This window comes from Schaedlerella sp. (assembly GCF_056796775.1).
The window spans coordinates 23,249-37,713 of record NZ_JBQIKP010000028.1 but is presented as its reverse complement, the minus strand read 5'-3'; the positions used below and the strand labels follow the sequence as shown (position 1 = coordinate 37,713).

The following is a 14,465-nucleotide window of genomic DNA, read 5'->3' as shown; positions in this document are numbered from 1 at the left end:
CAAGTCAATAAATTTAGGGAGTGTTGCTATGAAAAAGAAACTGTTCATAATTATAACGGGGGTCGTATTGGTTGGTTTCGTATGTATTTGGCTTTTGGTAAAGAACAAGTCTGCGGAGCAAATGACTGTTGACCGCTTAAACGAAGCAGTCTCTCATTATACGGATATGAACATAAAAGATGATAAAACATATTCTCTAAAAGTTTCTGACACGGAAATGCTTGTGACGACATATGTGCCTGAATATACGTTTTTTGGAGTTTCTACCGATGCGTATACGGTCCGTCCATGCAAAATAGATGAGACTTTAACGACAGAAAAAGAACAGGATCTGCCAATCTGCAATTTTGATTATGTATTGATTTACGATGAAAAAGCAGACAAGTTTTATAATATAAAATTCGAGGAAAAAGGAAAACCAGTCATTCCAAAGTTTACAGACGCAAAAGAACTGGCTTATGAACTTGAATTACCAAATGTGGGGACAGTAGAAAATCTCTCTCTCAAAAAGAATTCTGATAATCCAATCGTAATAAGCAGCAAAGAGGATGTGGAAGACATATTGGGCATTTTACAAGGTACGAAACCGACTACAAAGAGCGGTGAAATAGGTACGCCTGTCCGTGTTGAAAATATTATTAATGCAGACTTTATCAGTAAAGAGAATGTGATATGCAGATTATTTTTATATGAAGATGAAGGAAAATATTTTATTGAACAGACGGACAATGGAGTGTATACGATTTCTAAAGAGGACTATGATTTTATAGAAAATTATATGGAAGGCAATTGATCATTGAGCAGCAGTGTGGCTGAAATTCTGTCACGGAGATACGGTTTAAACTACTTTAAAATAGATGATTTTTTGGATAGATCTATGCAGGCAGTCCGTTTCCTGCCGGGCAGAAACGGCGCTTCTGCATTCCATATGATAGGAGGAAAATATAGTTGGAAGTATTGAGAGCAGAGAACATTTCAAAAATATATTGCCAAAATGCGGTGTCATTGCAGGCACTATGCAGTGTATCGGTGACAATCCAAAAAGGTGAATTTGTCGCTGTACTGGGGAGAAGCGGTTCGGGAAAATCAACGCTTTTGAATATCCTTGCCGGTTTGGACAGACCTTCAGAGGGAAAGGTTTACATTGACGGTACGGATATTTTTAGTCTGAGCGAAGAAAAAAGGACGCTTCTTCGGCGGGAAAAAATAGGCTTTGTATTCCAGGCATATGAATTACTGCACTCACTGACTGTCACTGAAAATATCCGGCTGCCGGAACTGAAAGCAGATACGGATTATGTGGGGGAGCTTCTTGATACGCTTAAAATCAGGCAATATGAAAAATGTTATCCGGATCAATTATCGGGCGGCGAACAGCAGAGGGCGTCCATTGCAAGGGCGCTCATCAACCATCCGCCTATTCTTTTCGCCGACGAACCTACCGGAAATCTTGACTCCAAAACGGAGAGGATTGTCATAGACCTGTTGAAAAATCTGGCGGCAAAGTATGAAACCAGTATCCTGATAGTTACGCATAATGAAGATCTTGTAAAAGATGCAGACCGTGTGATTCGCTTAGAGGATGGTGAAATTGTCAATGGATAGAAAGAAAATCTTTTCAGTAGTGAGAGGGTGTCTTTTAAAAGAGAAAAGAAATACCGTCCTGACTGGCCTGTTCCTCTGTTTTATCACGGTATTTCTTCTGATTGGGAACCAGCTTTTTGCAAACGTCCGGGCGGCAGACAGATTGAATGCGGAAGCCCAGGAGGGAAGGCAGCATGTGACATATTCTGATATTTCAGAGGCAGAGTTTCAGAAGATCAAAGCCTGCGATTTCGTTGCGGAGGCTGGCCTGAGCTTTCATCTGGGGCAGACGGAGGATGGGACAGCATTTGACTATATAGATGAAAGCTTCCGGGATTTAGGGGCAGCCGTAGCAGAGGCGAATATCAAGCAGGTCATAAAGGGACGCTGGGCACAAAAAGAAGAGGAAGCTGCATTTACCCAAAATTATCTGGAAAAATACGGGCTGAAACTGGGGGATACGGTTTCAGTCAGCCTGACAGCTACAGACGCGGATACGGGGGATGTGACATTTCGCGTACCGGGGCTTACCCTTACGGTTGTCGGAGTCGTTGACAACATGACCGGGTTTACGGATCGGAAGAACGGATATGTCTCAGAGGAGCTTGCAGAAAAAATTCTCAGAGAGAAAAAAGGGCGGGTAAACGCTGTGGTCCGGTTTGCCGATGAGGAGAAAATCCCGGAAAATCTAGATAAGCTGAATGCTTATTTAGGCTATGGAGAGGAAGAATCAGAAGCCTTAAATGCGCGGATCAATTATATGCTTGCAGAAGCTGTCACGGATGGAGGAACCCTGAAAAAGCAGAATACAATCATGAACTTCACCATATGGCTGGTGTGTGTCCTGGTTGTATATAATATTTTTTATAACCGTCTTTTTGAAAGGAAACGGGACTTTATCGCTCTAAGAAAAATAGGGTTTCAGGCAAAGGATCTGATGAAAATTGCAGGGGCAGAATTTCTGGTTCTTGTCCTGATTGGATTTGCGGCAGGAATCCTGGCAGGATGTTTTCTAAACCAGGCGTTATATGGTGAAATCATGAAAGCATTCGCTCATGCTTATGACGCGGCGGGACTGGTTTCTCCCGAATTATCGTGGAAAAGCGTATGGAATACGGGGGTGCTGTTCCTGTTCATTATCATACCGGGCGCGGCAGGCCCTATGCTGCAGCTTCAAAATGTCATGCCGGCAGAGGTCATGTATGGCAAAAGAAAAAATGTAAGGAAGCAGGTACTTGCGCTGATGATCGTGTCGCTTTCGGCAATCCTGATCAGTGTGTTGGGAATCCGGGACAATCACAGCGACGAAGGCATTCTTTTTGTAAAGGAATATGTACCTGGGGATTTGCAAGTGACGGCAGGAAGCATTTATGAAAATATAGCGGGAGGGGATATTCCCTCCATATCGGATTCGGTTTTTCAGGAAATGAAAGCAGTTCCGGGCGTCAGGCAGGTGCAGGATTATGCGATCAATTACGACAGAGGGATCTTTCTCTGCGAGGAAAGGGAAAAATTAAACGCGGACAGCGGGAATTATGAATCAATGCTGGCTATGGAGCAGGAGATTGACGGAAAGAAGCAATGCTTATACAATCTGGTTTTGGCGACAACGGATGATATAGAGGCGCTGGCGCCGTCCTATGATGAAGAAAGGGACGGTCCTGCCGCGATTATGGAAACGGAGCTGGCAAAGACATTAAACCTGGAGATCGGGGATATGTTTACCATTTATGATGAGCAATTGATTATAAACGGTTCGAAAAACGAATGCAAATCTGCCCGTGTAAAGCTTCTGGATGCCCGGAATATTATATTGTCGGAAAATCATATAGGGGGGAATCTGCTGGTCGTGGACAGGGAAACTGCACAGTTATTTTCAGGCAGATTATACCGACAGGTTGTCAATGTGTGGACTGAGGAAGGCAGGGAAGCAATGGCTGTGTCCAACTTGGAGCGTATTTCAGATACGAACGGATATTCCTTCCGCAATGCCGGCCGGCAAATACAGAAGTACGTTGATTCAGATCACTGCCAGAAGGTGATGCATTGGTTTTTTATCATCATCCTTGCGGTGATTGGCCTTTTGGTCTATTTCAATACGGTATTTACGAACCTGCTGAACAGGAGAACTGATTTTAAGATCATGTATAAAATCGGCATCCGGAAACAAGAGATGTATTGGATGGTAATGAAAGAGGGTTTGATTCAGGGCGGCATGGCAGCAGGAGCCGCGGCGATTGTACAGGCCATTTTGAGTGTGAGCAGACAGGAGTCATTTTTCAATATATTCGCGGTAACAGACGCGGGTGTGGTGACAGCATGCGTATTGTTCCCGGTTTTTATACTTTGGTATATGTTTCATAAGAAGATGGCAGCTTCTTAGAGCGGTCTCGGAAACTCTTGAGTGCAATAATATGAAAATGTATCCTGCGTGTAAGGTAGCAGATCCGGGAATGCTTTTGATGTTCCGGGCATTTTTCCTGGCCGGCTTATAGAGTCTTTCTATAAGCCGGCTGTCCTTATGTCATTTTGCAATTAGACGGAAGCTGAAATAAAAGCTATACTAAAAGACAGAGAACAAGGAGTTGCAGAAAAATAACTCCTAAACGAAAAACAAAGGAGAAGAACAATGGCAAATTATGCAGAAATGTGGAAAGACTTAGGGATGGATCTGGAGGCCCACGACGCGCTCTGCGCGGTGCTCCCCACCGCATTCGGCGACGTATACCTTTCACAGGAAAACCGCCCGGAGGGCATGGGCTTCTGGGATATGGTCGTGGCGGACATCCACGGCATCCGTCCGGCGGAGCTGATTGAGGCGCAGAAAAAGGGGCAGAAGGTATTCGGTACGTTCTGCGTCTATGTGCCGGATGAGGTAGTGATCGCGGCAGACGGCATTGTGACCGGGCTGTGCGGCGGTTCTCAGTTCTGGGTTCCGGGCGGGGAAAAGGTTCTGCCGAAAAGCACTTGTCCGCTGATCAAGGCATCCGTGGGCGCGCGCCTGGAACGAACCTGCCCGTTTTTCAGAATTGCGGATATGTATGTAGGGGAGACCACCTGCGACGGCAAGAAAAAAGCCTGGGAAATTCTGGGCCAGGACGTTCCCATGCACATCATGGACATGCCCCAGATGAAGCGGCCCCAGGACGTGAAGAAATGGGAAGACGAGATCAAAACATTTGCCCATGTTGTCGAAGAATTTACAGGAAATCAGATCACTCCGGAGAAGCTGGGTGACGCGATCCATATTATCAATGAAAAGAGGAAAGCCCTGGCCCGCCTGTACGAGGCGAGAAAGGCAAAGAATATCCCCATCAGCGGAAGAGACGCGCTTCTGGTGATGCAGATCGCGTTTTTCGACGATCCGGCGCGCTGCGCGCAGATGACAAACAAGCTGGCGGACGAGCTGGAGCAGCGGATTGCCGACGGCGTGTCTGTATTTCCAGCAGGGACGAAGCGTATCCTGCTCTCCGGAACCCCGATGGCGATTCCAAACTGGAAGCTGCATCAGATCATCGAGACCAGCGGCGCCGCGGTGGTATGCGAGGAGACCTGTACAGGAACACGCTATTTTGAAAATCTGGTGGATGAGACAAAAACGACCCTGGATGAGCAGTACGCGGCCATTGCCGAGCGGTATATGGGTGTGAACTGTGCGTGCTTCACGCCGAATACCAGCCGTGTGGACGACATCCTGCGCCTGGCAAAGGAATACAACGTGGACGGCGTGATCGACGTGAACTTAAAGTTCTGCTGTCTGTACGATACGGAAGGCTACACGGTGGAGAAGGCATTGAAGGACGCGGGGATCCCGGTCCTGGGGATCGAGACGGACTATACGGATGCCGATGCGGAGCAGCTCCGTACCAGGATCCAGGCCTTTGTGGAGATGTTGGGCTAAGATGGAAGAAGAAAGCAGAATCAATTATTATATCCTGTTTGAAAATTACACACATGGGATGCTCCTGCAGGAGCTGTTACGGGAAGAACACATTTCTTCCCGTATTTCTCCCGCGCCCCGTTCCATCCAGGGGGAGCTGGGCTGCGGCATGTCCCTGCTGATCCAGCCGGAGGACATCGACCAGGTGCGGGCATGCATCGAAAAACACCACGCCGAGTATCACGACATTGCGGCTTTGCCCTGCCAGATCAATCCCCGGAGGAACAGATTTTGCTGAGGAAAAATAAAAATCTTATTAAAATTGGTTGCTATTTTAGGCGGAATTGAATATACTATATATAGTTAATGCCGCTGGCTTAACAGAACGCGGATTTAACAGTGGGACGGATTTTCCGTCCCTGTTTTTATAACAGGAGGATGCAGGAGAACAACAATGGCAAAAATCTTATTACTGGAAGACGATACAAGCCTCAACCGGGGCATCAGCCTGAAGCTGGAAAAGGAAGGCTACGAGGTGCTGAGCGCCGTCCGGGCCGCTCAGGCGGAGGAAATGTTCCGGGAAAATGAGGTGTCCCTGATTATCAGCGACATTACGATGGAGGACGGGGACGGACTGGAATTTTGCCGGAGCATTCGCAGAGTCAGCGACGTCCATCTGATTTTCCTGACCGCCCTGGATCAGGAAGTGGATATTGTAAACGGCTACGACGCCGGAGCCGACGACTACATCACCAAGCCATTCAGCCTGATGGTTCTGATCTCAAAGGTCAACGCGCTGATGCGCAGGATCGGGCAGAGCCAGAAGGAGCACGGACAGGCCCTGTGCTCCCGGGACATTCGGGTGCAGTGCCGGGAGATGCGGGTCTATAAAGGGGACGAAGAGCTGCTCCTGAGCAAGAAGGAAATACAGCTCCTGCTATATTTCCTGGAAAATCCGAAGCAGATCATTTCGAAGGAGCAGATCCTGGAAGCCGTATGGGATATGGACGGGCAGTTCGTGGATGACAACACGGTCCCGGTCACCATCAGCCGCCTGAAAAAGAAGATCGCCGAGGATGAGGATTACGAGTATATCAAGAATGTCAGGGGGCTGGGGTATCTATGGACGTCGGAAGCATCGAGAAAGTAAAGGAACTGTCGAATGCAGGAGCATCTGGCGGCGGAAGCATCGAGAAAATGATCCGCAGTCATGAACGGGGCTATATCTGGCTGGAACACGAATGGAAGAAAAATCTAGGGATAAGCACGGCGGGAATCGCGGTCTTATTCCTTTTTTTGCTGCCTGCGAAAATCCCGCTGCCCTACTATTCCGCGCTGTTCGCCGGAACGGTTCTGGCAAACGGAATCTGGTGCTTTCTGACATACCGTCGGAAATACAAAGATTACCTGGAAATATCAGACTGCCTGGAGGAATTGGAAGCAGGCAATTACAAACGGCGGACGGCTGAAACAGGAAGTTACAGACAGCAGGCGGGCGGGGATACCCTGAAAACCGGAATCAGATCCCAGCTGCAGGAGCAGATGGAGCGGGTCGGCCATGCGGTGGAGGTGTATAAAAGTCAGCTGGAGAAAGAAAAGGAAAATACCAAAGCAATGATCACGGATATTTCCCACCAGCTAAAAACCCCGGTGTCGGCGCTGGGGCTGAGCCTGGAGCTTTTAGGGGATGACCAGATCACGGAGGAGGAAAAGCGGGAATTTCTGGAGCGGGGAAAGCAGGAGGCGGAAAAGCTGAACCACCTCATGGAAACATTGGTGAACCTGTCCAGGCTGGAGGCGGACATGATCCGTCTGGAACCGCGGAAAGCCAGCCTGAAAGCAACGCTGGTCCGCGGGGTAAACGGCATCTATCTCAAGGCAGAGGAAAAACAGATCGAGATGGAGATGAAGGAATTTTCCGATATGGAGCTTCTGCATGATCCCAGATGGACGGCGGAAGCTATTTCCAATGTACTGGATAACGCGGTGAAATATTCTCCCGCCGGAAGTACGGTCCGGATCCGGGTAGAGCCCATGGCCTCCTATGTCTTTATCAAGGTGGAGGATGAAGGGATTGGGATTGAAAAATCCGAGTATCCGAACATTTTCAAACGCTTTTACCGGGGAAAGCGGCCGGAAGTCGAAGCGCAGGAGGGCGCGGGCGTGGGGCTGTATCTGGTTCGGAAGATTTTCGAGGAGCAGGGCGGAAATGTGTGCGCGCTTCCGGCCCACGGCAGGGGAACTGTGATCCGGATGATGCTTCCGAAGAAATATGGATTAGAGTAGAAAGGCTTCAGGTCCGCCGCGCGTAAACTCGTAGTATAACAAAATTGTTATCTTTTTTGAAAGGTTCTTGTAAGGCTTCCGGAGTATGATAAAAACAGGTTGCGGGATGCCCCTTGATCAGGCGCGCCCCGTAACACATACAGAACAGAATCAATTGAACATCTATCATGAAAGGAGCCTTCTTATATGCACCCGATTTTAGAAACCATTGATCTTGTAAAAACTTACGGCGACGGTGATCACCAGATCAAAGCCATCGACCACACCAGCATCACTGTCGAACACGGAGAATTTGTGGCAGTGGTGGGCCGGTCCGGCTCCGGAAAATCTACCCTCCTTCATATGCTGGGCGGGCTGGACCGGCCGGACAGCGGGCAGGTAATCATCAGCGGACAGGATCTGTTTTCCTTAAAGGATGAACAGCTTGCGGTATTCCGCAGGCGGAAGATCGGATTTATTTTTCAGGATTTCAATCTGATCCCGGCGTTGAATGTGTGGGAAAATATCGTCCTTCCCATCGGCCTGGACGGCAAACGAGTGAACAAGGACTATGTGCTGGACATCATCCAGAGCATCGGCATGGAGGACCGTTTAAAAGCCCTGCCCAGTACGCTCTCCGGAGGCCAGAAGCAGCGGACGGCCATCGCCAGGGCATTGGCGTCCCGCCCGGCCATCATCCTGGCGGATGAACCCACGGGGAACCTGGATTCTCACACCGAGATGGAGGTGGTCGCCATGCTGAAAAGCTGCGTGGCAAAATACGGCCAGACACTGGTCATGATTACCCATGACGAAACCATTGCCCAGATGGCGGACCGCACCCTCATCATCGAGGACGGGAAGGTGGTGGGTTAGATGAACACAATCAGCAGGACTGCGCTTTCCAATTTCAGGAAAAATAAAAGCAGGAATTTATTGATCGGGACGGCGATTGGGCTCACCGCGCTTTTACTGACCGCTGCGCCCACAGTCATTCTCGGCTTTATCACGATCCGGAATCAGGCAGTGAACCAATATTACCCAACCTTTCATGCCATGTACCGGGATGTGGACAGCCAGACAGCGAAGAAGCTCCTGGCGGATGAACGGATCGAACAGGCCGGGCTCCGGGAGGATGCGGCGGCGATGTACTGCGACCAGGATTCCGACATCCGGATCACCATGATATTCATTGACCAGGCAGCGGCGGAGCTTTCCAGACAGGAACTGGCGGAAGGACATTTGCCGGAGAAGGCGGATGAGATCGTGGTATCAAAGGGAGTCCTGGAAGCCATGGGGCTGGAAGGGACGGTGGGAGACCGGATCCAGATCCCATACCGCCCGAACGGCGGGAGCGAGACCAGGGAAAACCGGGAATTTACCATTTCGGGAATGGTCACGGACTCCGAGATCTCCATTCGGGAGGGCCTGTACTTCTGCTTCGTCTCGGACGCGTTTGCCGGAGAGATCCTGGCGGAGAATGAGCATGAATATCGGATCTACCTCCGGCTGGCCGGTGCGGACGGGATGACCACCGACGCTATTCAGGAGCAGATCGAAACACTGGGCGGGGAATATGGTATTGCGAAAAATGAGATCGTCCTGAATCGGGAATATCTGATGGCAAATTATGTGGATACGTCCGTATACAGCGGGCTTGGACTGGTGCTGGCACTGATCGCGCTGGTCGGGGCGCTGACCATTTACGGAATTTACTATGTGTCCATGCTGGATAAAGTGCAGGAATACGGAAGGCTGCGCGCGGTGGGCGCCACGAAACGGCAGATCCGCCAGCTTGTCTTCCGGGAGGGGCTTGCGGTGGCGGCGATTGCGGTTCCCATCGGGATCCTTCTGGGAATTTTGGCAGGGGTGCAGGTGATCCGGCTGACGGCCAGATACAGTGTCAGCGGCGACATTGCCGTAGCAGAGCAGATGAAGCAGATTGTTGAAAAGGGAGAGGTGAATCTGATCCAGCCCTGGATTATTGTGTTCGGCGTTTTGATCAGCCTTGCGACGGTATACATTTCACTGCAAAAGCCTATGCGCACGGCGGCCAGGATCTCCCCCATTGAGGCGCTGCGCTTCCGGGGGGACGAAGGAAATGCAGCCGCTTCCCGGAAAAAATCCCGGCAGGACAAAGCAGGCGCAAAAGCAGAAAAAAATGCTGCGGCTGCCGAAAAAAAATCTGCGGTACGGCTGCGTTTCCGGCAGAAAAATGGCAGCGCGTCCGGGAAGACCAGAAAGGGCTACGAGGAGATCGACATCCGGAAACTGACCCTCACCAACCTGAGCCGAAATAAGAAACGCACGGTTATGACCATTTTTACGCTGGGGGCGACTGGGATCCTGTTCATGGTTGTTGCCGCGGTCTGCAGCTGTCTCTCCCCCGAGGATATGGTGAAGGACGATCTGCGGGAGAATATCCAGATATCCGTGGACGCCTGGGAGGATCCCATGTACCCGGAGCGGGCGCTGAATAAAATCCAGCAGAATAATCCGCTGACAGAGGAGCGAAAGGAACAGATCCTTCAGATTGACGGAGTGGTGGATATTGATGTGGACACATCTGTAAGAGCCATGCTGGAAGGCCCCGAGGAGGCGGACGGAAGCCCGCTGGTAAGCAGCATCACAGGAGTCAGCGCAAAGGCATTGGACGCGCTCAGAGATTATGTCTCGGAGGGCTCTCTGGATGACCCGGCTCTGGCGGACGGCACCGGGATTATTTTAGGAGAAAAGTTCCGGGATCGGTATGAAGAGATGAAGGACTGGAAGCCCGGGAAAACAATCCGTATGGAGCTGATGGACGGTGAGAAAATACTGCGGAAGGAGTTCCGGATCGCGGCAGTGACAAACGGCCCGATCAGCTATGGCGGAACCTGGCTTGCCATGCCCTCGGACGCGCTCCAAAGCCTCTGCGAAACGGATCTGACAGACTGCTTTGAGATCACGGTGGAGTCTGGGATGGAGAAAAGCGCCGCAGAGGAAATCCGGCAATTGACGGCGGATATGGAATACCTGGAGATCAGGACGTATGAGGAAGCCTATGAGGAGGCGGAAAAGTCCATCGGCATCATTCTCTCGGGATGCTACGGGGTGCTTCTGATCTTCGGTCTGATCGGCATCCTGAATCTGGTCAATACTATGATCAACAGCGTGTATGTCAGGCGCAGGGAGCTGGGAATGCTGCAGGCCATCGGCATGTCCGAGCGGCAGACAGTAAATATGCTGCAGATGGAAGGGCTGTTCTACACGATGGGGACACTGGTGCTGTCGCTGGGACTTGGGAGCCTGCTGGGGTACGGCGCGTTCCTGTGGTCAAAAAAGACAGGGATCTTTTCCATTACGACTTATCGGTATCCGGTGGTCCCGGCGCTGGTCCTCGCGGCAGTGGTGCTGGCAGTGCAGCTGCTGGTCACGTATCTGGTGAACCGGAGCTTCCAGAAGCAGAGTCTGATTGACCGGATTCGGTTTGCGGAATGAATGTTCAAACAGAATAGGGTCATGTTTCATCGGCATTGATGCGCCTGGCGGAAGTTATAAGGAGAGACGGAAAACCTTTCCATAAAAAGCTTCCGGAAATGGCTGACATTGGAGTACCCAATCTGTGCGGAAATCTCGCTCACCGGCAGGTCGGTCTCTTCCAACAGGGCCGCCGCCTGATTGAGCCGGATCTGCTGAATATTTTTGGAAAAGCTCATCCCCGTATAATCCTGGATCAGCCGGATCAGATGACGTTCGCTGTAATGGAAAAAATCCGCCATTTCTTTCAGGCTGGTATTCTGATAATGACTTTCCATGTATTTCAGCAGAAAAACAAAATCAGGCTCGTCATTTTCACCGGTTGGATTGGGAATGAAAACATCTTTCTCATGATTGCGGAGCAGTATCGAAAAGAACAGCTCTGCAATCTGATTTTTCACCGCGTTTTTATATCGTTTTTCAGAGCATTCCTCAAGGTAGAGATATTCCAGGATCCGGAATAAACTGTCGTCATTTCCGGCATGGAATAACAGGTAGGAGTGCTCTTTGTTGCGGTAAAGCGTTTTCTGAAAAAAATCCCCCAGGATCGTTTTATTGGTCAGTGTATTAAAAAATGCCGAGTGAAATGTGCTGGAACGGATCAAAATATTGATCACCAGGCTGTCGTCATCCGCGGCATGGATCGCGTGCATGGTCCCGGGCGCCATGATCAGGACGTCCCCCTGGGATAAATGCTGATGCTGGCCGTTGATGTAATGGCTGCAGGATCCATTGAGCAGGCAGACGATCTCGAAAAAGCTGTGGGTGTGCAGAAAAGCAGGAAGATAGCGGAGATGCCTCGCGATCAGAAGGTCATTTCCGGAAGAGATGAAGGATTCTTCCAGCTTATGGTTCATCTGAAAATTCACATGGAAGCGCTGCGTGATCTCCTGGCTGATCTCCGATTCATGTTCTATCTCAATCAGATAGGCTTCCTCTGATCCGAGGCCGCTTTTCGTCTTAGCCTTCAAATAATCTTCAATTTTAAAATCCAGGTTATCTGTCCCACGGGGGGAATACATCGTGCTGGTATTGTAGCAGCTCTGCTTATATGCTTTCATGATTCATCCTCTGCAAATTTATTCCAGCTATGCGGTTGCGAATGGATGAGTAGGTTGGAGGCTCTTTAGAGCATCCAACCGCACAGCTGGAATTTATTTAAAGAACTAATAAAGAATTTATTCTTCCATCATATCACGCAAATTCGGGGTTGTCACTTATTTTCAGGTCAATGTCATTTTTCGTGCTGTTTTTTGTGCTTCTGAATTGCTATAGTAATCCTACGATTTACAGATGTATGAAAACCAAATAGCTGTTATCTAAAAATGAGAGGAGAGAACACAGATGTCAAACGAACCTTTAAAGAACACGAAGAAAGAAGCCGGCCCCGCATTTACCTTCTTTTACGCAACCTCAGCATACGGCCCGGCCGCGATCATGGCGGCGGTGGCGGCGACCTTTATATCTCCGTTTATGACGGATACCATGCTTCTGCCGGCGGCAGCATGTTCGGTGATCATGTTTATTTCCAGCCTGTGGGACGCGATCAACGATCCCATGATGGGAGTCATTGCCGACCGGACCAATACAAAATGGGGGCGTTACCGTCCATGGCTGATCCCGGCTCCCGTGCTCCTGACCATTTTTTCCACACTGATGTGGATCAATCCGAATCTGCCCACCATGGCAAAGGCGGTATTCTTTTTGGTCGTATATATGGGCTACGGAATGACCAGAACCATGTTTACTATGCCCCATGTGGCGCTCCTGCCTGCCTGTGTGAAAAGTGATAAGGAGAGGAATCATGTGATCCATTTCGGAGCGATCCTGAATACGGCGGCATTTTCTATTGCTTCATCCTTTACCCCGCAGATGAAGGCATTTTTTGAAAATATATTCCACATTGACAACGGTTATGTTCCGATGATGCTTGTATTCGGCCTGATGTCCTGCGTGACCTTCTGGGGGCTGTTTAAAACCTCCGAAGAAAAGTATGTGGTAGAGACAGAAGAAAAGGCAAACGCCAAAGACATTTTTAAGGTATTAGGCGAAAAAGAACTCTGGCCGCTGCTGATCGTTTGGCTCACATTCTTCATCGGCTACGGGCTGAACTTCGGGACCGCAGTGTATTACCTGATGTATTATCTGGAAAATCCAGGCCTGATCACGCCGTTTTTCCTGATGCTGACCGTGACCGGATTCATTGCGATCACGTTTCTGTTCCCGCTGATGCTTAAGGTATTCAAGACCGGCCAGAAGGTGTATATTTTTACGTTGATCGTAAGTGGTATTTTGTATATCCTGCTGTTCCTATTTGGAAAATATAATGTGACGCTGATGCTTGTGATGTCCGGCCTGGTGAATCTGGTGACGACCCCTCAGATCGCGCTGATGTCTATCTTGACTATTGACGCCATTGATTTTATGCAGTGGAAGACACACAGGAGCTCCAACGGTATCATTGCATCCATAAAAGGGTTTGCGGAAAAATGCGGCAGCACCGTAGTCAATACCGGTATCCTGGCAATCCTGGCAGTGTCAGGATACATCCCAAATGCCATCGGTCAGGAACCGGCCAGCGCGCTTTTTGCGATCAACGTGACGCGATTTGGAATCCCGGTGATCTTCGCGGTGATCCAGCTGATCTGCCTGAGGAAGAATCCGGCGGAGATCCACAGGGCGGAGATTGAGGAGATGAAGGCGAAGGAGGCCGCGGAGTAATAGAATTGCAGAAATAAAGAAAAAATGGGGGCTGTCCGATAATTGGGCCAGCTCCAAAATCTCAATCGCCTTCGCCGCGTCTGAGGTTAATGGTATATTCCCAAAGCTTCGAGGACACGCCGGACGGTGACATCTGTATGACCGAGCTGGAACCGGATCTTTCCGCTGCCAGGACCGAGCCTGCTGTCTTATTTTCTGCAAAGGAGGCACCCTGGGCGAAGCCGGTTCCCTTTGCGGAAGCGGAATTTGGCATCAAGGGGGATGTATATTTTACGGACGGCCCCTGCCTGTTTCCGATGGAGGACGGGAAGCTGTACATGACCTGGTCCAGCTGGGGCGATGTGGGCTATGCGGTGGGGGTTGCCGTATCGGAAAGCGGGAACATACACGGCCCATGGAAACAACTGGCGGAGACCATCTGGCCGCGGAACGGCGGACACGGGATGCCCTTGGGCATAACCACTGACATTCGAAACAAGAAATGAGAAAGGATGGT

At 49.9% G+C, this 14,465-nt stretch carries 12 protein-coding genes; 11 read left to right on the top strand and 1 reads right to left on the bottom strand.

Annotation, left to right across the window (positions count from 1 at the left end; translation table 11 throughout):
* Window positions 1–28 precede the first annotated feature (28 nt).
* From ACTOY7_RS13255 to ACTOY7_RS13215, 9 genes are all read left to right on the top strand, one after another.
* Window positions 29–793 (top strand): DUF5301 domain-containing protein, encoded by a 765-nt coding sequence (locus ACTOY7_RS13255; RefSeq protein ID WP_394683105.1) that lies wholly within the window; start codon window positions 29–31, stop codon window positions 791–793.
* A gap of 155 nt (window positions 794–948) precedes the next feature.
* Window positions 949–1,605 carry an ABC transporter ATP-binding protein gene (locus tag ACTOY7_RS13250; RefSeq protein ID WP_482671026.1) on the top strand — a complete coding sequence of 219 codons (657 nt, stop codon included), beginning with the start codon at window positions 949–951 and terminating at the stop codon, window positions 1,603–1,605.
* A complete protein-coding gene (locus tag ACTOY7_RS13245; RefSeq protein ID WP_482671025.1) occupies window positions 1,598–3,967 on the top strand; it encodes an ABC transporter permease in 2,370 nt (789 codons plus the stop codon). Before ACTOY7_RS13250 ends, ACTOY7_RS13245 begins: the two co-directional genes overlap by 8 nt.
* Before the next feature lie 246 nt (window positions 3,968–4,213).
* Entirely contained in the window at window positions 4,214–5,485 is a 1,272-nt protein-coding gene (locus ACTOY7_RS13240) for a double-cubane-cluster-containing anaerobic reductase (protein ID WP_482671024.1), read from the top strand.
* A 1-nt stretch (window position 5,486) separates the two neighbouring features.
* On the top strand, window positions 5,487–5,762 hold the full coding sequence (locus ACTOY7_RS13235; protein ID WP_160282317.1) for a putative Se/S carrier protein: 276 nt from the start codon (window positions 5,487–5,489) through the stop codon (window positions 5,760–5,762).
* Between the two features lie 156 nt (window positions 5,763–5,918).
* Window positions 5,919–6,614, top strand: a complete 696-nt coding sequence (locus ACTOY7_RS13230; protein ID WP_160282318.1) for a response regulator transcription factor — start codon at window positions 5,919–5,921, stop codon at window positions 6,612–6,614.
* The gene (locus ACTOY7_RS13225; RefSeq protein WP_482671023.1) at window positions 6,587–7,750 is read left to right on the top strand and encodes a sensor histidine kinase; all 1,164 of its coding nucleotides are present in this window, start codon (window positions 6,587–6,589) and stop codon (window positions 7,748–7,750) included. The genes ACTOY7_RS13230 and ACTOY7_RS13225 overlap by 28 nt, the downstream gene beginning before the upstream one ends.
* 186 nt (window positions 7,751–7,936) lie before the next feature.
* Window positions 7,937–8,605: an ABC transporter ATP-binding protein gene (locus ACTOY7_RS13220; protein ID WP_302134986.1), complete on the top strand. Its 669-nt coding sequence runs from the start codon at window positions 7,937–7,939 to the stop codon at window positions 8,603–8,605.
* A complete protein-coding gene (locus ACTOY7_RS13215; RefSeq protein WP_285824464.1) occupies window positions 8,606–11,209 on the top strand; it encodes an FtsX-like permease family protein in 2,604 nt (867 codons plus the stop codon).
* A gap of 26 nt (window positions 11,210–11,235) precedes the next feature.
* On the opposite strand, the gene ACTOY7_RS13210 is transcribed toward ACTOY7_RS13215, so the two are convergent.
* Window positions 11,236–12,309 carry an AraC family transcriptional regulator gene (locus ACTOY7_RS13210; RefSeq protein ID WP_482671022.1) on the bottom strand — a complete coding sequence of 358 codons (1,074 nt, stop codon included), beginning with the start codon at window positions 12,307–12,309 and terminating at the stop codon, window positions 11,236–11,238.
* Window positions 12,310–12,592: 283 nt separating this feature from the next.
* Here ACTOY7_RS13210 and ACTOY7_RS13205 point away from each other — a divergent pair, with 283 nt between their 5' ends.
* Together ACTOY7_RS13205 and ACTOY7_RS13200 are read left to right on the top strand one after the other, a co-directional pair.
* Complete coding sequence (locus tag ACTOY7_RS13205) at window positions 12,593–13,969, top strand: MFS transporter (protein ID WP_302134989.1); 1,377 nt, start codon at window positions 12,593–12,595, stop codon at window positions 13,967–13,969.
* 89 nt (window positions 13,970–14,058) lie between these two features.
* Window positions 14,059–14,454, top strand: a complete 396-nt coding sequence (locus ACTOY7_RS13200; protein WP_482671021.1) for a glycoside hydrolase family protein — start codon at window positions 14,059–14,061, stop codon at window positions 14,452–14,454.
* Window positions 14,455–14,465 lie beyond the last annotated feature (11 nt).

Coding starts and splice junctions, on each gene's coding strand:
- ACTOY7_RS13255 (WP_394683105.1), top strand. CDS start 29: ATGAAAAAGAAACTGTTCATAATTATAACGGGGGTCGTATTGGTTGGT.
- ACTOY7_RS13245 (WP_482671025.1), top strand. CDS start 1,598: ATGGATAGAAAGAAAATCTTTTCAGTAGTGAGAGGGTGTCTTTTAAAA.
- ACTOY7_RS13240 (WP_482671024.1), top strand. CDS start 4,214: ATGGCAAATTATGCAGAAATGTGGAAAGACTTAGGGATGGATCTGGAG.
- ACTOY7_RS13235 (WP_160282317.1), top strand. CDS start 5,487: ATGGAAGAAGAAAGCAGAATCAATTATTATATCCTGTTTGAAAATTAC.
- ACTOY7_RS13230 (WP_160282318.1), top strand. CDS start 5,919: ATGGCAAAAATCTTATTACTGGAAGACGATACAAGCCTCAACCGGGGC.
- ACTOY7_RS13225 (WP_482671023.1), top strand. CDS start 6,587: ATGGACGTCGGAAGCATCGAGAAAGTAAAGGAACTGTCGAATGCAGGA.
- ACTOY7_RS13220 (WP_302134986.1), top strand. CDS start 7,937: ATGCACCCGATTTTAGAAACCATTGATCTTGTAAAAACTTACGGCGAC.
- ACTOY7_RS13215 (WP_285824464.1), top strand. CDS start 8,606: ATGAACACAATCAGCAGGACTGCGCTTTCCAATTTCAGGAAAAATAAA.
- ACTOY7_RS13210 (WP_482671022.1), bottom strand. CDS start 12,309: ATGAAAGCATATAAGCAGAGCTGCTACAATACCAGCACGATGTATTCC.
- ACTOY7_RS13205 (WP_302134989.1), top strand. CDS start 12,593: ATGTCAAACGAACCTTTAAAGAACACGAAGAAAGAAGCCGGCCCCGCA.
- ACTOY7_RS13200 (WP_482671021.1), top strand. CDS start 14,059: ATGGTATATTCCCAAAGCTTCGAGGACACGCCGGACGGTGACATCTGT.